This is a genomic window from Paraburkholderia sp. HP33-1 (genome assembly GCF_021390595.1).
Taxonomy (GTDB): Bacteria; Pseudomonadota; Gammaproteobacteria; order Burkholderiales; family Burkholderiaceae; genus Paraburkholderia.
Window position 1 is genome coordinate 2,526,008 of sequence record NZ_JAJEJR010000001.1, and the last position, 19,711, is coordinate 2,545,718.

Here is a 19,711-nt window from a genome sequence, read left to right on the forward strand (position 1 = left end):
GAACCGCTTACGCGGGAAACACCCCTGTGGACAGATAGCGGTCGCCGCGATCGCAGACAATGAACACGATCGTCGCGTTCTCGACTTGACGCGCGATGCGCAGAGCGACTTCACACGCCCCGCCCGACGAAATGCCTGCGAAGATGCCCTCGACCGACGCCATGCGGCGCGCCATCGCCTCGGCCGCGGCCTGACTGACGTTCTCCACACGGTCGACGCGGCTACGGTCGAAAATCTTCGGCAGATACGCTTCCGGCCATTTGCGAATGCCCGGAATCCGCGAGCCCTCTTCCGGCTGCGCGCCGATGATTTCGATCTGCTGGTTTTGCGTTTTCAGATACGTGGACACGCCCATGATCGTGCCGGTCGTGCCCATCGACGACACGAAGTGCGTGATGCGCCCTTCCGTGTCGCGCCAGATTTCCGGGCCCGTGCCTTCGATATGCGAGGCCGGATTATCCGGGTTCGCGAACTGATCGAGGATGATGCCCTTGCCTTCGCGCTGCATTTGCTCGGCGAGATCGCGCGCGTACTCCATGCCGCCCTTGACCGGTGTCAGGAGGATCTGCGCGCCGTACGCGGCCATGCTCTGACGGCGCTCGACCGACAGGTCCTCCGGCATGATCAGCACCATCTTGTAGCCGCGGATCGCAGCGGCCATCGCGAGCGCAATGCCGGTGTTGCCACTTGTCGCTTCGATCAGCGTGTCGCCCGGCTTGATGCGCCCGCGCGCTTCCGCCTTCTTGATCATCGACAACGCCGGACGATCCTTCACCGACCCCGCCGGATTGTTGCCCTCGAGCTTTGCGAGGACCACGTTGTTGCGGCTGCGGATCTCGTCGTCGGGAAGCCGGACGAGTTGCACGAGCGGCGTATTGCCGACTGTGTCTTCAATCGTTTTGTATGCCATATGGGGTCTAGCGATCGATGCGCGAATGAATGTCTTTAATCTGTCGATTCTAAACCACGATGTCCGGCGCCGCCCTGCAGCCCTATTGTCCGCATGGATGCATGCCGAGCGCCATGCAAAAAGCCCGCGGCTGCGAGCCGCGGGAAATCGTGTGTACCAATCGAAGGAATGGGTCGTTCGCGAACCCTGTGCGCCGCAAGCCGCGCGTCATGGCACGCGCAAGGCTCGCGACCGCTTACTTCTTCACCGCCACCGCGGCGGCGCCCTTCTGCGCGGCGGCGGGAGCGACCGGAGCGGCCGGCTCCTTACCCGCTGCAGCTGTCGCAACCTGCGTGCTAGCAGCCGCGCCAGCCGGTCCGACAGCGAGACCCTCCGCCTGCAGGCGCTCGATGGTATGCCCGCCCATGCCCTTGACGCGCTTGCCAAGGTCGGCCGCGTCCTTGAACGGGCCATGCGCGTTGCGTTCGTCGAGAATCGCCTTGGCTCTCGCCGCACCGATGCCCTTAATGCCGCGTAGCGCGTCTTCGTTAGCCGTGTTGACGTCGACCGCCGCATACGCGTGGCCGAAAGCGGCAAGCATTGCCGCGGTAACCAGTACTTTTCGAAACATATTGGAATCTCCCTGTTGCCACTGGCCGGCGACCATCACCGGCCAGGAGATTCCAGTTTAAAGAGGATGCCGTACTAATTACACCTGGCCGAACAGCCAACGCACGTAACGATCGACACCTTCCTGCACGCTCAGAAACGGCGCATCGTAGCCGGCCGCCCGCAGCTTCGACTGATCAGCCTGGGTGAAGCACTGATACTTGCCGCGCAGCGCGTCGGGGAACGGAATGTATTCGATCAGCCCGCGCTGGACCTGATCCGCCAGCGACAGCGCCGGCTCGTTGTTCAGCGCGCGCAGCGTGTTGACCACGGTGCTCGCGATGTCGTTGAACGGCTGCGCGCGGCCGGTGCCGAGATTGAAAATGCCCGACTTCTCCGGATGATCGAAGAAGAACAGGTTGACCTTGACGACGTCTTCGACCGAGATGAAATCGCGCGTCTGCTGACCGGCCGCATAGCCGTTGTATTCGCCGAACAGCTTGACCTTACCCTCGGCGCGGAACTGGTTGAAGTTGTGAAACGCGACCGACGCCATGCGCGCCTTGTGCGTTTCGCGCGGCCCGTACACGTTGAAATAGCGGAAGCCCGCAATCTGGCTTTTCGCGGTGGGCAGCACGCGGCGAATGACCTGGTCGAACAGGAACTTCGAATAGCCGTACACGTTGAGCGGCTGCTCGACCTCGCGCTCCTCGACGAAGCGGCTCGAGCCGCCATACGTCGCCGCCGACGACGCGTACAGGAACTGGATGTTCTGCTCGAGGCAGACGTCGAGCACGTCGCGGCTGTAGCGGTAGTTGTTTTCCATCATGTAGCGGCCGTCGGTTTCCATCGTGTCCGAGCAGGCGCCTTCGTGGAAGATCGCGCGCACCTTGCCGAAGTCGCCGCGCCTGAAGCGCTCGACGAATTCGGTTTTGTCGAGATAGTCGTCGATTTCGCAGTCGACCAGATTCCTGAACTTGTCCGCGCGCGTGAGGTTATCGACGGCGATGATGCGTTGTTCGCCGCGCTCATTGAGCGCCTTCACGAGATTGCTGCCGATAAAACCGGCCGCGCCGGTGACGATGACGGTCATGATGATCCTGCGGTAGTGAGCTTCGTTCAGTCAACGCCGCGCGGGGTCCGCTGGTCCGTCAGGACGACGGGGCCCCGCGGGCTGCATCAGGAAAAGAGTTCGTCGTAGTCGACGGTGGCGGTGCCGAGCTTGCCGACCACGATGCCGGCCGCGCGATTCGCGAGCCCGACCGCGTCGACGAGCGAAAGACCCGCGCCGAGCATCGCGGCGAGCGTCGCAATCACGGTGTCGCCCGCGCCCGACACATCATACACTTCGCGCGCAACGGCCGACGCGTGCAGGATGCCGTCGTCGGAGAACAGCGTCATGCCCTCTTCCGAACGCGTAAGCAGCAGCGCTTTGAACTGGAGTTCGGCGCGCAGCTTCGTGACGCGCGCAATCAGATCTTCCTCGGACTTCCACTGCCCGACCACCTCGCGCAATTCCGCGCGATTCGGCGTGATCAGCGTCGCGCCGCGATAGCGTTCCCAGTCGTCGCCCTTTGGATCGACGAGCACCGGTTTGCCGGCCGCGTGCGCCTTCGCGATCATCTGTGTGACGTGGGTGAGGCCGCCCTTCGCATAGTCGGACATCAGGATCACGTCGTGCGACGGCAGCAGTTCGTCGAAACGCGCCAGACCCGCAAGCAGCACCTCGTGCGCCGGCGAGTTTTCGAAGTCGACGCGCAGCAACTGCTGCTGACGCGACAGCACACGCAGCTTGATCGTCGTCAGCAGGGCCGGGTCGCGTTCGAGATGCGGTGTCACGCCGCTTTCGTCGAGCAACTGCACGATGCGCTCGCCGGGCTCGTCATGACCGACCACGCACAGGAGGCCCGCCTGGGCGCCGAGCGCGACCGCGTTGCGCGCGACGTTTGCCGCGCCGCCCAGGCGATCTTCCTGGCGCTGCACGTGCACGACCGGCACCGGCGCCTCCGGCGAAATGCGGTTCACGTCGCCGAACCAGTAGCGGTCGAGCATCACGTCGCCGACCACCAGCACGCGCGCCGCGTTGAGCTGCGCGCGCGGCACGACCGTTAGCTTCTGCGCCGGCGTGGATGCGGGCGCCGCGGGCATGGCATCAGGCATCGGCCGGAAGTTCAGAGGGTTGGGCATAGGGACGTCCAATGGCGTGATAGTCGATGCCGAGCTCGGTCATCGCGTCCGGCTCGTACAGATTGCGGCCGTCGAAAATCAGCGGCATCTTCAGCACCGATTTCAGATGCACGAAATCAGGGCTCTTGAACTCCTTCCATTCGGTCACGATCACGAGCGCGTCGCTGCCGGTCAGCGTTTCGTCCTGGGTGCTCGTGAACGTGAGGCGTGCGAGCTGCTCGGGTGCCGCGTGCAGATCCATCGCGAACACGCGACGCGCCTCGGCCACGGCGACCGGATCGTACGCGCGCACGCTCGCGCCGCGCGCGAGCAGCTCGCCGATCACGCGACGGCTCGGCGCCTCGCGCATATCGTCGGTATTCGGCTTGAACGCGAGACCCCACACCGCGAACGTGCGGCCGCTCAGATCCTCGCCGAGCTTCGCGGCGATCTTGTTGACGAGCACGTCCTTCTGCTGGTAGTTCACTTCCTCGACCGCTTCGAGAATGCGCAGGTTGTGGCCGCTTTCGCTCGCGGTGCGGATCAGCGCCTGCACGTCCTTCGGGAAGCACGAGCCGCCGTAGCCGCAGCCCGCATACAGGAAGTGATAGCCGATGCGCGGATCGGAACCGATGCCGCGGCGCACCGCTTCGATGTCGGCGCCGACCTTGTCCGCGAGATTCGACATCTCGTTCATGAACGAGATGCGCGTCGCGAGCATGGCATTGGCCGCGTACTTCGTGAATTCGGCAGAGCGCACGTCCATGTACAGCGTGCGTTCGTGATTGCGGTTGAACGGCGCGTACATACGCTTCATCATTTCGCGCGCGCGCACGCCCGGCTCGTCTTCGTCGATGCCGATCACGATGCGGTCCGGACGCATGAAGTCGTCGACGGCAGCGCCTTCCTTGAGGAACTCGGGATTCGACACAACCGAGAAGCGATGCTCCGCGCTGCCGGCGAGCCCACGTTTCGCGAGTTCTTCGTCGATCACCGCGCGCACGCGCTGCGCGGTGCCGACCGGCACCGTCGATTTGTCGACGATCACCTTGAAGCCGTTCATCGTGCGGCCGATGTTGCGCGCGGCTTCGAGCACGTATTGCAGATCGGCGGAGCCATCCTCGTCGGGCGGCGTGCCGACCGCGATGAACTGCACGTCGCCGTGTGCAACGCTCGCCGCGACATCGGTCGAGAACGTAATACGGCCAGCCGCGCGCGTGCGGGCGATCATCTCCTGCAGGCCCGGCTCGTGAATCGGCACGCCGCCTTTGTTGAGGATGTCGATCTTGCGCTGATCGACGTCGAGACAGAAGACGTCGTTGCCGATTTCGGCGAGACACGCGCCGGTGACAAGGCCCACATAGCCGGTGCCGATAATGGTGATTTTCATAAGCTTTCCGGTAGAAGGTTCCGGTGATGAATGCCGGTCAGGAGGCCGGCGATAAACTCGTTGCAAAATTCGCGGGCGGTTGCGTGGCTACCGACGCCGACGCGGCCAGCGCCGCGCGTGCGGCGTCAGCTCGACGCGGTAATCGGCTCGACGCGGCGCGGCGCATAGGTTTCCCAACCGCTGCAACCCGGGCACTGCCAGTAGAAAAGCCGCGCCCTGAAGCCACAATTCTGGCACGTATAGCGTGGCAGATTCTTGGTGCGCTGGCGGATCAGCGTGCGCATCAGCTCGAGCTCGCTGCGCCGCGGCTCTTCGGCGACGGCCTGCTGCGCTTCGAGCAGCCGGGTCATGCCGGCCAGATTCGGTGACTTCTGCATCTGCGAGCGAGCAAGCGCATGCGCGGCATCGGCGCCACGCAGCGCCGCGACGTGCTGATACGCGACGTCGAGAAGATCGTTGCTCGGATGACGGTCGACCCACGTGGTCAGCAGATCGGCGCCCTCTTGCGCGCGGCCGAGCGCTTCGTACGCCTTCATGATCTTTTCGGCGACGAGCGGCAGATACGCGGGGTTCTGCTCCTCGACGCGGCGCCATTGTTCGATCGCCGCTTCCGGTGCGCCGCCGGCCGCGTCGACGTCGCCGAACAGGATCGTCGCGCGCACGTTGGTCGGATTCGCTTTCAGCGCGAGACCGAGCTGACGACGCGCTTCGTCCGGCTTCTTCTGCTGCAGCGCTTCCTGCGCGAGTTCGCAATGGAACTGCGCGATTTCCTTGTCGAGCGACGCTGCGCCCATTGTTTCGAGGTGGCGCGCGGTATCGATCGACTCGACCCAGTCCTTCTCGATCTCGTAGATCGTCAGCAGCGCGCGTTGAGCGCCCAGTGCGTAGTCACCCGCCTGCAGCGAGCGGAAAGTTTCTTCGGCACGGTCGAGCAGACCTGCCTTCAGGAAGTCCTGACCGAGTTCGTACAGGGCGTGGTCGCGCTCGCTGACCGGCAGGTCAGCGCGGCTCAACAGATTCTGATGCACGCGGATCGCGCGGTCTGTTTCGCCGCGCCGGCGGAACAGATTGCCGAGCGCGAAATGCAGTTCGACCGTTTCAGGGTCGAGCTTGACGACTTCGATGAACGCGTCGATCGCCTTGTCGGGCTGCTCGTTGAGCAGGAAGTTCAGGCCGCGAAAATACGAACGCGGCAGGTTGGCGCTTTCAGACAGCAGCGTCTTGAGGTCGTAGCGTGCTGCCATCCAGCCGAACGCAAACGCGACGGGTATGACCAGCAGCCACCAGAAGTCTAGATCCATGCGATTAATGCAAGTGTGCGGGAAAGCGGAAACGAAAAGCCGCGCTCAAAACGCGCGGCGCAGGACAGCTCAGATCAGCGGCGGCATCGGCGGCTGCTCGACGACGGCCGGGGTTTCGCGCGCCACGCGCAGCTCGCGTTTGAGACGGCCATTCTCCATGCGCAGACGCACGACGGCAGGCATCGCCGACACAAGCCCCGCCAGCAAGCCGATCACGAAAAACGCGAGGCCAATCAGAATCAGAGGCGCCGACCAGACATAGCCGGCGAGGAAATTCAGCGTAGCGGGTTGCGTGTTGGAGAGCGCCAGCACCAGCAGCAGCACGAACACCAGCACACGGATCAGCCAGACGATAAATTTCATGAATAGATCTCTTGACGGCAGTTGCGGGGTGAGCCGGCCTGACGACGCGTCGTGCCACGGTGTCGCCCGCGCCGAAGTGACCCGTATTGTAATGGATGCCCTCGCGACTGGGCAGCAAGTGGCGGAATGGGGCACTTACGGGCGATTCGCCACATGCACCGGGCTCCCTGGCGAGCGCCCACTCAAAGCATGGACGAAAAAAAAAGCGCCCGAAGGCGCTCTTTCTGGTCTTTTGCCGACTGGCTTTGGCCGCTGAAGCTAGCTATGTCACGCTGCAAGACGCACAGCGCAGTCATTAAAGGTCGTCATCCGGCTCCTCGGCCTTCAGCGGCTCGCCCGCGCGACGATCCACCCGTTCACGCAATTCCTTGCCCGGCTTGAAGTGCGGCACATACTTCTCGGGTACCAGCACCTTCTCGCCCGACTTCGGATTGCGTCCGACGCGGGAGGGACGGCGGTTGAGGCCGAAGCTGCCGAAGCCGCGAATTTCAATGCGATGGCCTTTGGCAAGCGCCTCCGACATCGCATCGAGCATCGTCTTCACCGCGAAATCCGCATCTTTGAGAACAAGTTGCGGAAATCGCGTAGCCAGCTGGGCGACCAATTCCGATTTGGTCATACTGCAGCAGACCTCTCAGGCTTACTGGTTCTGGCCGTCGAGCTTGGCCTTCAGCAACGCGCCGAGGTTCGTCGTGCCGGTAGCGGCTGCGCTCGAATCCGAAGCAGCGAGGCCGCGGATGGCTTCCTGCTGCTCAGCCGAATCCTTCGCCTTGATCGACAGGTTGATGCCGCGCGACTTGCGATCGATGTTGATGATCATCGCGTTGACCTTGTCGCCTTCCTTCAGCACGTTGCGAGCGTCTTCCACGCGGTCTTGCGCGATTTCCGAAGCACGCAGGTAGCCTTCGACTTCACCCGACAGCTGGACCACAGCACCCTTCGCGTCCACCGACTTGACCGTACCGTCGACGATCGAGCCCTTGTCGTTCATTGCAACGTAGTTGCTGAACGGGTCGCCTTCGAGCTGCTTGATACCCAGCGAAATACGTTCCTTCTCGACGTCGATGCCGAGAACGATCGCTTCCACTTCGTCGCCCTTCTTGTACTTGCGAACGGCTTCCTCGCCCGTTTCGCTCCACGACAGATCCGACAGGTGAACCAGACCGTCGATGCCGCCAGGCAGACCGATAAACACGCCGAAGTCGGTGATCGACTTGATGGCGCCGCTGATCTTGTCGCCCTTCTTGAAGTTGCGGCTGAAGTCATCCCACGGGTTCGGCTTGCACTGCTTCATGCCGAGGCTGATACGACGACGGTCTTCGTCGATTTCGAGAACCATGACTTCGACTTCGTCGCCCAGTTGGACAACCTTCGACGGAGCAACGTTCTTGTTGGTCCAGTCCATTTCCGACACGTGGACGAGGCCTTCGATGCCCGATTCCACTTCGACGAACGCGCCGTAGTCGGTGATGTTGGTGACCTTACCGAACAGACGCGTGCCCGACGGGTAACGACGCGAGATGCCTTCCCACGGATCGTCGCCCAGTTGCTTGATACCGAGCGAAACGCGGTTCTTTTCCTGGTCGAACTTGAGGATCTTCGCGGTGACTTCCTGGCCAACCGACAGAACTTCGCTCGGGTGACGCACGCGACGCCACGCGATATCGGTGATGTGCAGGAGCCCGTCGATGCCGCCGAGGTCCACGAACGCGCCGTAGTCGGTGATGTTCTTGACCACGCCTTCGACGATCGCGCCTTCCTTCAGCGTTTCGAGCAGCTTCGCGCGCTCTTCGCCTTGCGTTGCCTCGATGACAGCGCGGCGCGACAGCACGACGTTGTTACGCTTGCGGTCGAGCTTGATGACGCGGAATTCGAGGGTCTTGCCTTCGTACGGGGTCGTGTCCTTGACCGGACGCGTATCAACCAGCGAACCCGGCAGGAACGCGCGGATGCCATTGACCATCACGGTCATGCCACCCTTGACCTTGCCCGTGATCGTGCCGGTCACGAGTTCGTTGTTGTCCAGCGCCTTTTCCAACGACAGCCACGAAGCCAGACGCTTCGCCTTGTCACGCGACAAGATGGTGTCGCCATAGCCGTTTTCCAGCGCGTCGATCGCGACGGAAACGAAGTCGCCCGCCTGCACTTCTACCTCGCCCGCGTCGTTCAGGAACTCTTCGAGCGGGATGTAGGCTTCGGACTTCAGACCAGCGTTCACGACCACGAAGTTGTGGTCGACACGCACGACTTCGGCGGAGATCACTTCGCCGGCGCGCATGTCCTGCTTGGTCAGCGACTCTTCGAACAGAGCCGCAAAAGATTCGGTATTCGGGGTAGAGGTTTGCAGGTCGGACATAAAAATCAAGGTTTGCATGGTCTTCGCAGCGCCTGGCTCACCGGACTGGTCAGCAACTTCGGCAAATACGCGACTGCCACGCGAGGTTAAAGGGTTAAAAACAACGCTTCGCGACCATCGCGAAGCACCTACCAACAACGGAACTGCCGCTGTCTGGCCGCTGCTGCGTTACCGTTTTCAGTTACGCATGCGGGACCAGCGCTTCATACCATTGCACCACTTGCTCGACCGCCTGGTCGACCGACATTGCGGAGGTATCGAGCAGCTTTGCATCCGCCGCGGGCTTGAGTGGTGCGGCCGAGCGCCGGCTGTCACGCTCGTCGCGCTCACGCAAATCCCGGAGCAAGTCATCTATATTAGCAGAAAATCCTTTTTGGATCAATTGCTTATACCGGCGTGTCGCGCGGGCCTCGACGCTTGCGGTCATGAACACCTTCAGGGCGGCATCCTGGAAGATCACGGTACCCATATCGCGGCCGTCGGCGACGAGCCCCGGCTCCTTGCGAAACGCCCGCTGGCGCGCCACCAGCGCGGATCGCACCGGCGCGTGCACAGCGATCGCCGAGGCGCGGCTGCCCACTTCCTCGGCGCGAATTTCGGTCGACACGTCGACCCCGTCGAGCTGCGCCAGCCCCTCGCGGAACGTGATATGGAGGTCGTCGATCAGTTTGACAAGTGCGTCGACGTCGTCCGCCGAAACGCCGTAGCGCAGGCTCGCAAGCGCCGCTAGCCGGTACAGCGCGCCGCTGTCGAGCAGGTGAAAGCCGAGGTTGGCGGCCACCATCGCGGCCACAGTGCCTTTGCCGGAGGCGCTGGGGCCGTCGATCGTGATGACGGGCGTCTGGTGAAAGGGACGGGTCGGTTTCATCGAAAAAGTCGCACGTCAGGCGATTCGCAAGCGAATCTGGGTTGAATCAGGGTTGTGCGAGCGCGGTGAAGCGCTCGAAGTAATCGGGGAACGTCTTGCCGACGCACTTCGGGTCGTTGATGCGGATCGGCACACCACCCAGGCTCACGAGCGAGAAGCACATCGCCATGCGGTGATCGTCGTAGGTGTCGATCGCCGCATTCGGGATCAGCTTTTCGGGCGGCGTGACGACGAGGAAATCTTCGCCCTCCTGCACTTTCGCGCCGACCTTGCGCAACTCGGTGGCCATCGCGGCGATGCGGTCGGTCTCCTTCACGCGCCAGCTCGCGATGTTGCGCAGTGTGCTCGTGCCGTCAGCGAACAGCGCGGCGACGGCGATCGTCATCGCGGCGTCGGGGATCAGGTTGAAGTCCATGTCGATCGGATCGAGCTTGCCGTGGTCGTTGCCGACGCCGCGCACTTCGATCCAGTCATCGCCCATCTGCAGGTTCGCGCCCATTTTGATCAGGGCATCGGCAAAGCCGACGTCGCCCTGGATACTCGCGCGACCCACGCCCTCCACTCTCAGCGGGCCGCCGCCGAGCGCGCCCGCGGCCAGGAAATACGACGCCGAAGAGGCATCGCCTTCGACCATGATCGTGCCCGGCGACTGATACCGCTGTCCTGCCGGCACGACGAACTGATGCCAGCCGTGACGCTCGACCTTGATGCCGAAGCGCTCCATCAGCTTGATCGTGATCTCGATATACGGCTTCGAGATCAGTTCGCCGTCGACCTGCACGGTGGTGACGCCGCTCGCCGTGCGTAGCAGCGGCAGCGTCATCATCAGCGATGTCAGGAACTGGCTCGACACGTCGCCGCGCACGCGGATCGGCGCATCGGCCGCGATCTGCGCGGGGCGGATGCGCAGCGGCGGATAACCTTCGTTCTGCTCGTAATCGATCTTCGCGCCGATCTGGCGCAGGCCGTCGACGAGATCGCCGATCGGCCGCTCGTGCATACGCGGCACGCCGTGGATCCGGTAGTCGCCGCCGTTCACGGCAAGCGCCGCGGTCAGCGGGCGGACCGCCGTGCCCGCGTTGCCGAGGAACAGGTCGGCCGTGCGCGCGGTGAACGCGCCACGTGTGCCGGTCACGACGCAGGTATCGCCGTCACGCTTCAGACGCACGCCGAGCTTTTCGAGCGCGTCGAGCATCACGCGGGTGTCGTCGGAATCGAGCAGGTTCGTGATCGTCGTGTCGCCTTCGGCGAGCGCAGCGAGCAGCAGCACGCGGTTCGAGATGCTCTTCGAGCCAGGCAGACGAACCGTGCCGACCGCACGGGAAAAAGGTCCGAGATCGAGGAATTCCATGATGAGTCCAGTTTCCGGTTATTTCGACGCGTCGCTGCCGGCCACGCCAGCCGCGCGCTGCTCCTGCCACTGACTGCGCGCGACGCGCGAACGGGCGAACACGGCTTCGAGCGCGGCGCCGTCACCGGCTTCGATCGCCGTTCGCAGGCGCGCGAGCACCGCGGTGTACGCATCGAGCTCGTCGAGAAGCGCCGCGCGATTGGCAACGCATACGTCGCGCCACATCTCCGGACTCGACGCCGCGATGCGCGTAAAGTCGCGAAAGCCGCCCGCCGCGAACGAGAACTTCAACGCGGCATCGGGCGAATTGAGGATCTGCTCGACGAGCGCGAACGACAGCACGTGCGGCAGATGACTGACCGACGCGAACACCCGATCGTGCTGCTGGGGCGTCATCTCTCGCACGAGCGCGCCGGTGGCGCGCCACATCGCCGCGACGCGCTGGACCGCTTCCGGCGTGTTCTCCGGCAGCGGGCACAGCACGACGTTGCGATTCACGTACAGATCGGGCAACGCGGCATCGACGCCACTCGACTCGCGGCCCGCGATCGGATGGCCCGGCACAAACTGACCGATCCGCTCACCAAGCGCCGCGCGCGCGGCGGCGACCACGTCAGACTTGGTGCTCCCTGCGTCGGTGACGATCGTGTCGGCGTCGAGATACGGCGCGATGCGTTCGAGCAGCGGCTGTGTCTGCGCGACGGGCGCCGCGAGCAGCACGAAGTCCGCGTCCGCGAGCGCGTCGCGCAGCGCGGCGTCGTCGTTGAGTGCCGCGGCGCCGTCGATCACACCGAGCGCCAACGCGCGCTCGCTCGACGCGGAAGTCCGTCCCACGCCAATCACCGCGCGCGTCCCGCCGGCCTCGCCACGTTCACGCAACGCGCGCGCGAGCGATCCGCCGATCAGGCCGACACCAAAAATCACCAGCTTGTTAAAAGAAAACGCGGCCACGTCGGTCACACAATAAGCGCGCCGCTCCTGCCGGCCGGACGCGCGGGGTCAAGGATCAATGCTTACGCTGCGGCAGGCTCGGCAAGCGTCTTTTCGAGCGCCGCGAGGAACGCTTCGTTTTCCTCCGGCAGGCCGATCGTGATGCGCAGCCACTGCGGCAAACCGTAGTTGCCGACCGGTCGCACGATCACGGCCTGCTTCAGCAGCGCAAGATTCACGCGGGCGCCGGCTTTGTCATCGCCGCCGACGCGCACGAGCACAAAGTTTCCTGCGGACGGCACGTATTCGAGACCGAGCTTGTCGAACGCCTCGGTCAGAAGCTTATAGCCCTGCGCATTCAACGCCGCGCTTTTTTCCAGAAATGCGTTGTCGCTCAGCGCCGCAATCGCCGCGGCTTGCGCAAGCGTATTCACGTTGAACGGCTGTCGCAGACGATTCAGCAGATCGGTCAACCCGGGCTGCGCGATTGCGAAGCCGATCCGCAGGCCCGCGAGGCCGAACGCCTTCGAGAACGTGCGCGACACCAGCAGGTTCGGATAGCGGCGCACCCAGTCGATCGAGTCGTAGCGCTTGTCCGCCGACAGATACTCGGTGTACGCCTCGTCGAGCACGACGACCACGTGACCCGGCACCTTGTCGAGAAACGCCTCGAGCGACGGACCGTCGACGAACGTGCCGGTCGGATTGTTCGGATTCGCGACGAACACGAGACGCGTGTCGTCGTCGATCGCAGCGAGCATCGCGGCGAGGTCATGACCGTAGCGCACGGCCGGCACCACGATCGCGCGCGCCCCGACGCCTTGCGTCGCGAGTGCGTACACCGCGAACGAATACTGTGAGAACACGACCGCCTGGCCCTTCTCGACGAACGCATGCGCAGCGAGTTCGAGGATGTCGTTGCTGCCGTTGCCGAGCGTGATCCATTCGGCCGGCACGCCGTAGCGCGCGGCGAGCGCCGCCTTCAGCTCGAAGCCGTTCGAGTCCGGATAGCGGCCGAGACCGGCGATCGCCTGCGCCATCGCGCGCTGCGCGGACTCGGGCATGCCGAGCGGGTTTTCGTTCGATGCCAGCTTCACGATGCTCGCCTCTTCGAGACCGAACTCGCGGGCCACTTCCGAAATCGGCTTGCCGGCGATGTACGGCGCGATCGCACGCACATAGGAAGGGCCGAAAGACGCTGTCATGAAAAATCTCCGAACGACGATGGATAGTGAATCTGCTTTCGGGCAGCGCACGCGACGCCGCCCAGACTGCGCTGCCAGCCCCTAGCGGGCGCGCGGATACGAGCCGAGTATCTTCAGGAACGCGGCCTTCTCACCGAGCCCAGCGAGTGCGGCGGCCACGGCCGGATCGTCGCGATGGCCCTCGACGTCGATATAGAAGTAGTACTCCCACGTGCCGATGCGCGCCGGACGCGATTCGAAACGTGTCATCGACACGCCGTGGCGCGCGAGCGGCTCGAGCAGCTTGACCATCGCGCCCGGTTCGTTCGCGACCGACGCGATCAGCGAGGTCTGGTCGTAGCCGCTCGGACCGGTCGGCTCCTTGCCGATCATCACGAAGCGCGTGCGGTTGTGCGGATCGTCCTGGATCAGCGCGTTGGTGACCTGCAGGCCGTAGTGGATCGCGGCGCGATCGCCCGCGATGGCCGCGACAGTCGGATCTTCGGCCGCCATCCGTGCGGCTTCCGCATTGCTCGACACCGCCTGGCGCTCGAGGTGCGGAGCGTTGGTCGACAGCCAGCGCTGGCACTGCGCGAGCGCCTGCGCGTGCGCGCACACGCGCGTAACGCCGGCGAGCCCGTTTTGCGTGAGCAGATTGTGATGAATCGGCAAAGCGAGTTCGCCGCCGATGGTCAGTTGCGTTTGCAGCAGCAGATCCAGTGTGCGCGACACCGCGCCTTCGGTCGAATTCTCGACTGGCACGACGCCGTAGTCGGCGGCGCCCGCCTCGACCGAGCGGAATACTTCGTCGATCGAAGGGCACGGCAGACCTTCGATCGACTGACCGAAGTACTCGTGCATCGCCTGCTCGGTATAGGTGCCGACCGGTCCGAGGTAGGCGGCCTTGATGGTCTTTTCGAGCGCGCGGCTCGCCGCCATGATCTCGCGCCAGATCGCGCCGATGTGTTCGTCCGAGAGCGGCCCCGCGCTCATTTCCTGCAGGCGCGCGATCACCTGCATCTCGCGCTCGGGTCGGAACACCGGCGCGTTGAAATGCTTCTTGACCTCGCCCACTTCGAGCGCGACCGAGGCGCGCTGGTTCAGGAGCGCGATCAGCTGCGCGTCGAGCGCGTCGATACGATCGCGCAGAGGTTTGAGTCGTGTATTGAGTTCGTCGTCCATGCGTGAAAACGGCCCTGCCGGGTAACTGCTGGAAAAGTGCGCGCGCCTGCCGGTCAGTGTGACTCAGGCGCTCCGCTGTTCGAATTCCTTCATGTATTCGACAAGCGCTTTGACGCCTTCGAGCGGGACGGCGTTATAAATCGACGCCCGCATGCCGCCGACGGACTTGTGGCCCTTTAGCTGCACCAATCCCCGCGCTTTCGCGCCGGACAGGAAATCTTCGTTGCGCGACTCGTCGGCGAGGAAGAACGGTACGTTCATCCGCGAGCGCGAGCCACGCTCGACCTTGTTCAGATAGAAGCTGCTCGAGTCGATCGTGTCGTACAGCAGCTTCGCTTTTTCGAGGTTGCGCGCCTCCATCGCCACGAGGCCGCCCTGCTTCTTCAACCACTTGAACACGAGCCCGGCGATGTAGATCGCGTAGGTGGGCGGCGTGTTGTACATCGAATTGTTCTCGGCGACGGTCTTCCATTCGAACGCGGACGGGCAGATCGGCATCGCGCGATCGAGCATGTCCTCACGCACGATCACGACCGTGACGCCGGCCATGCCGATGTTCTTCTGCGCACCGCCGAATAGCACGCCGTATTTGGCGATGTCCATCGGGCGAGACAGGATATGCGACGACGCGTCCGCGACAAGCGGAATGTCGCCGAGGTCGGGAATCTCGAACGTTTCGACGCCGTGAATGGTCTCGTTCGTGCACAGGTGCACGTAGGCCGGATCGTCCGAGAGCTGCCACTCCGAACGCGCCGGCGCACGGGTGAAGCCCTCGGCCGTCTTGCCGGTCGCGGCCAGATGAACGCTGCCGTATTTTTCCGCTTCCTTGAACGACTTCTGCGACCACGAACCGGTCACGACGAAATCCGCGCGCGGTTTCGAGCCGAGCAGATTCATGGGCACGATCGCGTTTTCGCCGAGCCCGCCACCCTGCAAAAACAGGATGCGGTGACTTGCCGGTACCCGCAGCAGCTCGCGCAGGTCTGTCAGCGCTTCCTCGTGGATCGACATGAATTCCTTGCCGCGATGGCTCATTTCCATCACGCTCATACCGCTGCCTTGCCAGTTCAGCATCTCGTCGGCTGCCTGGCGCAGCACTTCTTCGGGCATGGCCGCCGGGCCGGCGGAGAAATTAAAGACGCGCATGTGAGGTCCTGGAAGCGGTGCGAATAAAGCGGAGTCGCGCGAAAAGCGGCGAAAAGATCTGCGAAATTACTCGCCGAAAAAAGAAAATGACCGTCTGCGCCAGTGCGCAAACGGCCATTATCGCATTGTCGCCGCCAACCCGCCACGCCGTATGGTCCAGCGGGTGCGCCTGCCGGGCACTTACCCGGCGGACGCGGCGTCAGGCTGCCTGCTCAACGCAGCCTTGCGAGCGGAACTTACTTGGCAGCCGGCTTGACCGATGCGACTTCCTTGTCGGCCTGGTCACGCGTTGCCTTGATCGATTCCGGCATGTACTTCTGCATCAGGCTGTTCACGACGTCGCGGCCAACCTGGTCTTGCACCTGGATGAACTTGCGGCCGGTCGGGCTCTTGTAGAACGTGGTCAGATCCTTGATTTCCGACGTGCTGTAGTACTTCGCGTACGCGTCGTACTGAGCCTGCATTGCGTCCTGGCGGAAAGAGTCGGTTGCGAAGACCTGGCCCGCGCTGTCGACCAGCTTCGGCACCGAGTTCTTCTGCAACGTCGGCACGGCCGCCTGCTTCTGCTTGTCCGTCATCGTCTTGTTCTCGGTCAGCGCGTCCGACAGGATTGCCGGCACGAGCTGCTTGGCCTGCATCTGCGCGCTGTTGCCGATTGCACCAACCAGCTTCTGCGCGTCGATGGCGTCGAGCAGATCCTTGATGGCAGCCTGCTTGGCCGGATCAACCGGTGCTGCTGCAGCAGCCGGAGCTGCGGGCGCCTGGTTTTGCAGCGCTTGAGCCATGGCGAAGGTCGGCACGATGGCAGCCAGCAACATCAGTTGTTTGAATCGTTTTTGCATCATTACTCCCTAAGAGAAATTAACTTGAACTGCACGCTGCATGGGAAAGCGTACCGGCCCGATACGCGGTGACCCGCAGCGTAGCTTCAACGTATTAACTGAGACTGAAAGCCACTGGCACGGATCAAGCCGCACCGCCACTCTCGCCGCCGTTGTCACCTTCAGCGGAGCCGTCGGAATCGCTTTCCGACTCGCCCTCGGCCTCAGCAACCTGTTGCAGACCAGACAGCTTGGTCCCTTCGTCAAGGCTGATGAGTGTAACACCTTGCGTTGCGCGTCCCATTTCGCGGATTTCCGACACGCGCGTGCGAATCAGCACGCCCGTCGTAGTAATCAGCATGATCTGCGCTTCCGGATCCACCAGCGTCGCGGCAACCACCTTGCCATTGCGCTCCGAGGTCTGGATCGCGATCATGCCCTTCGTGCCGCGGCCGTGACGCGTGTACTCAGTGATCGGCGTGCGCTTGCCGAAGCCGTTCTCGGTCGCAGTGAGCACCGACTGCTGCTCGTCGCCGGCCACCAGCAACGCGATGACGTTCTGACTGTCCTCAAGCTGCATGCCGCGCACGCCGCGCGCCTCGCGGCCCATCGGACGCACGTCGTTTTCGTCGAAGCGCACCGCCTTGCCGGAATCCGAGAACAGCATGACGTCGTGCTGGCCGTCGGTGATCGCGGCGCCGATCAGGTAATCGCCCTCATCGAGACCGACCGCAATAATACCCTTGCGCAGCGGCCGGCTGAATGCTTCCAGCGGCGTCTTTTTTACCGTTCCTAACGCGGTGGCCATGAACACGAACTTGTCGGCCGAGAATTCCTTGACCGGCAGCACAACCGTGATCTTTTCACCTTCCTGCAGCGGGAACATATTGACGATCGGCCGGCCGCGCGAATTGCGCGAACCCTGCGGCACTTCGTAGACCTTGACCCAGTACACGCGGCCGCGGTTCGAGAAGCACAGGATGTGGTCGTGCGTATTGGCGATGAATAGCGTGTCGATCCAGTCGTCTTCCTTCATGGAAGTGGCCTGCTTGCCACGACCACCGCGCTTCTGGGCCCGATATTCGGACAACGGCTGCGATTTCACGTAGCCCGCGTGCGACATCGTCACGACCATTTCCTGCGGCGTGATCAGATCTTCGGTGTTCAGCTCGGTCGCGTTCAGCTCGATCTTCGAGCGGCGCGCATCACCGAATTCGGCCTTGATCGACGTGAGTTCGTCGACGATGATCGCCGAGATCCGTTCCGGACGAGCCAGAATGTCGAGCAGGTCGGCAATCTGCGCCATCACGTCGCGGTATTCCCCGATGATCTTGTCCTGCTCGAGACCGGTCAGGCGCTGCAGACGCATCTGCAGGATTTCCTGGGCCTGGGTATCGGACAGACGGTAGAGCCCGTCAGCCTGCATACCAAACGACGGGTTCAGCCCCTCTGGACGGTAAGCTTCGCGGCCGCCGGCAGTCGCGTTCTCCGTCTCGGCGCGCGACAGCATTTCGCGCACGAGCGACGAATCCCACGCGCGCGCCATCAATTCCTGCTTGGCGATAGGCGGCGTCGGCGCGGCCTTGATGAGCGCGATGAATTCGTCGATGTTCGCGAGCGCAACCGCGAGACCTTCGAGCACGTGGCCACGTTCGCGCGCCTTGCGCAGTTCGAAGACCGTGCGCCGCGTCAGCACTTCCCGGCGATGCGACAGGAAACACGTCAGCATTTCCTTCAGATTCAACAGCTTCGGCTGGCCGTCGACGAGCGCGACCATGTTCATGCCAAAGGTGTCCTGAAGCTGGGTCGCCTTGTACAGATTGTTCAGCACGACTTCGGGCACTTCACCGCGCTTCAGCTCGATCACGACGCGCATGCCGCTCTTGTCGGATTCGTCGCGGATGTCGGAAATGCCTTCGAGCTTCTTCTCGTTGACGAGCTCGGCAATGCGCTCGAGCAACGAGCGCTTGTTCACCTGATACGGCAGCTCGTCAACGATGATCGCCATGCGCTGACCGCGATCGATTTCCTCGAAGTGCGTGAGCGCGCGCATGACGACGCGGCCGCGACCGGTGCGATAGCCGTCGCGCACGCCGGCCACGCCGTAGATGATGCCGGCGGTCGGGAAATCGGGTGCCGGGATGATCTCGATCAGCTCGTCGATCGTTGCTTCGGGGTTTTTCAGCAGATGCTGACAGGCGTCGACGACTTCATTGAGATTATGTGGCGGGATGTTGGTCGCCATGCCGACCGCAATGCCGGACGAGCCGTTGATCAGCAGGTTCGGGATGCGCGCGGGCAGGATGGCCGGTTCGTTTTCGCTGCCGTCGTAGTTCGGTACGAAGTCGACCGTTTCCTTGTCGATGTCGGCCAGCAGTTCGTGGCCGATCTTCGCCATGCGGATTTCGGTGTAACGCATCGCCGCGGCGTTGTCGCCGTCGACCGAACCGAAGTTGCCCTGGCCGTCGACGAGCATGTAGCGCAACGAGAAGTCCTGCGCCATCCGGACAATCGTGTCGTAGACAGCCGTGTCGCCGTGCGGATGGTATTTACCGATGACGTCGCCGACGATACGCGCCGACTTCTTGTAAGCACGGTTCCAGTCGTTGTTCAACTCGTGCATCGCGTACAGCACGCGCCGGTGCACCGGCTTCAGGCCATCGCGGACATCGGGAAGCGCTCGCCCTACGATCACGCTCATCGCGTAATCGAGATACGAACGGCGCATTTCCTCCTCTAGGGAGATTGGCAAAGTCTCTTTGGCGAATTGATCCATTATCCGTATCTTTTACGTGCGAAGGCGAGGGGTTCGCTGCATCTTCGCGTAAGCATTGCAGGCGCAACGCATCACGCGATTCTAACATGCCGCGCATCTGCCCCCGACGACGCTACGCGTACACCGTATACATATTAGAGGGGCACCCGCCAACACCTCGCCGAAAACGCATTTTCCGCCCCGTCAGGCTCGATTCGTGCGTGGGGCCAATTCGCCGCTCAGGCAGAGCTGGCGGACCGCCCAGGCGAAAACATTTGTTGCTCATGCACCACAATTGGAGGGGGAATTGATAGGGGGCAGATTTTTTTTTCGTCGGAAGGGAACGATATGGCAAAATGCCAACGCACAAAGAGTCAGACACTGCTCGAAGTCTACACAG

General features: G+C 63.1%; 17 protein-coding genes. All 17 read right to left on the bottom strand.

Annotated features, from left to right (window positions below):
* Positions 1 to 7: 7 nt before the first annotated feature.
* Positions 8 to 910 carry a cysteine synthase CysM gene (cysM, locus tag L0U81_RS11485; RefSeq protein WP_233802716.1) on the bottom strand — a complete coding sequence of 301 codons (903 nt, stop codon included), beginning with the start codon at positions 908 to 910 and terminating at the stop codon, positions 8 to 10.
* Between the two features lie 235 nt (positions 911 to 1,145).
* Complete coding sequence (locus L0U81_RS11490; protein WP_233802718.1) at positions 1,146 to 1,520, bottom strand: ComEA family DNA-binding protein; 375 nt, start codon at positions 1,518 to 1,520, stop codon at positions 1,146 to 1,148.
* 78 nt (positions 1,521 to 1,598) lie between these two features.
* A complete protein-coding gene (rfaD, locus tag L0U81_RS11495) occupies positions 1,599 to 2,591 on the bottom strand; it encodes an ADP-glyceromanno-heptose 6-epimerase (RefSeq protein ID WP_233802720.1) in 993 nt (330 codons plus the stop codon).
* An 86-nt stretch (positions 2,592 to 2,677) separates the two neighbouring features.
* Positions 2,678 to 3,685 carry a D-glycero-beta-D-manno-heptose-7-phosphate kinase gene (gene rfaE1 / locus L0U81_RS11500; protein ID WP_326489822.1) on the bottom strand — a complete coding sequence of 336 codons (1,008 nt, stop codon included), beginning with the start codon at positions 3,683 to 3,685 and terminating at the stop codon, positions 2,678 to 2,680.
* Positions 3,651 to 5,054, bottom strand: coding sequence for a UDP-glucose dehydrogenase family protein (locus L0U81_RS11505; RefSeq protein ID WP_233802723.1), 1,404 nt, complete (start codon positions 5,052 to 5,054; stop codon positions 3,651 to 3,653). Before L0U81_RS11505 ends, rfaE1 begins: the two co-directional genes overlap by 35 nt.
* A 125-nt stretch (positions 5,055 to 5,179) precedes the next feature.
* Complete coding sequence (lapB, locus tag L0U81_RS11510; RefSeq protein ID WP_233802725.1) at positions 5,180 to 6,355, bottom strand: lipopolysaccharide assembly protein LapB; 1,176 nt, start codon at positions 6,353 to 6,355, stop codon at positions 5,180 to 5,182.
* Between the two features lie 69 nt (positions 6,356 to 6,424).
* Positions 6,425 to 6,718 (bottom strand): LapA family protein, encoded by a 294-nt coding sequence (locus L0U81_RS11515; RefSeq protein WP_230562661.1) that lies wholly within the window; start codon positions 6,716 to 6,718, stop codon positions 6,425 to 6,427.
* Between the two features lie 295 nt (positions 6,719 to 7,013).
* Entirely contained in the window at positions 7,014 to 7,337 is a 324-nt protein-coding gene (locus tag L0U81_RS11520) for an integration host factor subunit beta (protein ID WP_006050255.1), read from the bottom strand.
* A gap of 21 nt (positions 7,338 to 7,358) precedes the next feature.
* Positions 7,359 to 9,092, bottom strand: coding sequence for a 30S ribosomal protein S1 (rpsA, locus tag L0U81_RS11525; RefSeq protein WP_176381320.1), 1,734 nt, complete (start codon positions 9,090 to 9,092; stop codon positions 7,359 to 7,361).
* Between the two features lie 163 nt (positions 9,093 to 9,255).
* Positions 9,256 to 9,942 carry a (d)CMP kinase gene (cmk, locus tag L0U81_RS11530; RefSeq protein ID WP_233802727.1) on the bottom strand — a complete coding sequence of 229 codons (687 nt, stop codon included), beginning with the start codon at positions 9,940 to 9,942 and terminating at the stop codon, positions 9,256 to 9,258.
* Between the two features lie 46 nt (positions 9,943 to 9,988).
* Positions 9,989 to 11,293, bottom strand: a complete 1,305-nt coding sequence (gene aroA, locus L0U81_RS11535) for a 3-phosphoshikimate 1-carboxyvinyltransferase (protein ID WP_233802729.1) — start codon at positions 11,291 to 11,293, stop codon at positions 9,989 to 9,991.
* Between the two features lie 18 nt (positions 11,294 to 11,311).
* Complete coding sequence (locus L0U81_RS11540) at positions 11,312 to 12,253, bottom strand: prephenate dehydrogenase (RefSeq protein ID WP_233802731.1); 942 nt, start codon at positions 12,251 to 12,253, stop codon at positions 11,312 to 11,314.
* Between the two features lie 53 nt (positions 12,254 to 12,306).
* On the bottom strand, positions 12,307 to 13,428 hold the full coding sequence (hisC, locus tag L0U81_RS11545; protein WP_233802733.1) for a histidinol-phosphate transaminase: 1,122 nt from the start codon (positions 13,426 to 13,428) through the stop codon (positions 12,307 to 12,309).
* A gap of 81 nt (positions 13,429 to 13,509) precedes the next feature.
* Positions 13,510 to 14,589: a prephenate dehydratase gene (pheA, locus tag L0U81_RS11550; RefSeq protein WP_233802735.1), complete on the bottom strand. Its 1,080-nt coding sequence runs from the start codon at positions 14,587 to 14,589 to the stop codon at positions 13,510 to 13,512.
* Between the two features lie 63 nt (positions 14,590 to 14,652).
* Positions 14,653 to 15,735 carry a 3-phosphoserine/phosphohydroxythreonine transaminase gene (serC, locus tag L0U81_RS11555; protein ID WP_233802737.1) on the bottom strand — a complete coding sequence of 361 codons (1,083 nt, stop codon included), beginning with the start codon at positions 15,733 to 15,735 and terminating at the stop codon, positions 14,653 to 14,655.
* Positions 15,736 to 15,971: 236 nt separating this feature from the next.
* Positions 15,972 to 16,577, bottom strand: coding sequence for a DUF2059 domain-containing protein (locus L0U81_RS11560; protein WP_233804299.1), 606 nt, complete (start codon positions 16,575 to 16,577; stop codon positions 15,972 to 15,974).
* Positions 16,578 to 16,701: 124 nt separating this feature from the next.
* The gene (gyrA, locus tag L0U81_RS11565; RefSeq protein WP_233802739.1) at positions 16,702 to 19,332 is read right to left on the bottom strand and encodes a DNA gyrase subunit A; all 2,631 of its coding nucleotides are present in this window, start codon (positions 19,330 to 19,332) and stop codon (positions 16,702 to 16,704) included.
* Between the last annotated feature and the right edge of the window lie 379 nt (positions 19,333 to 19,711).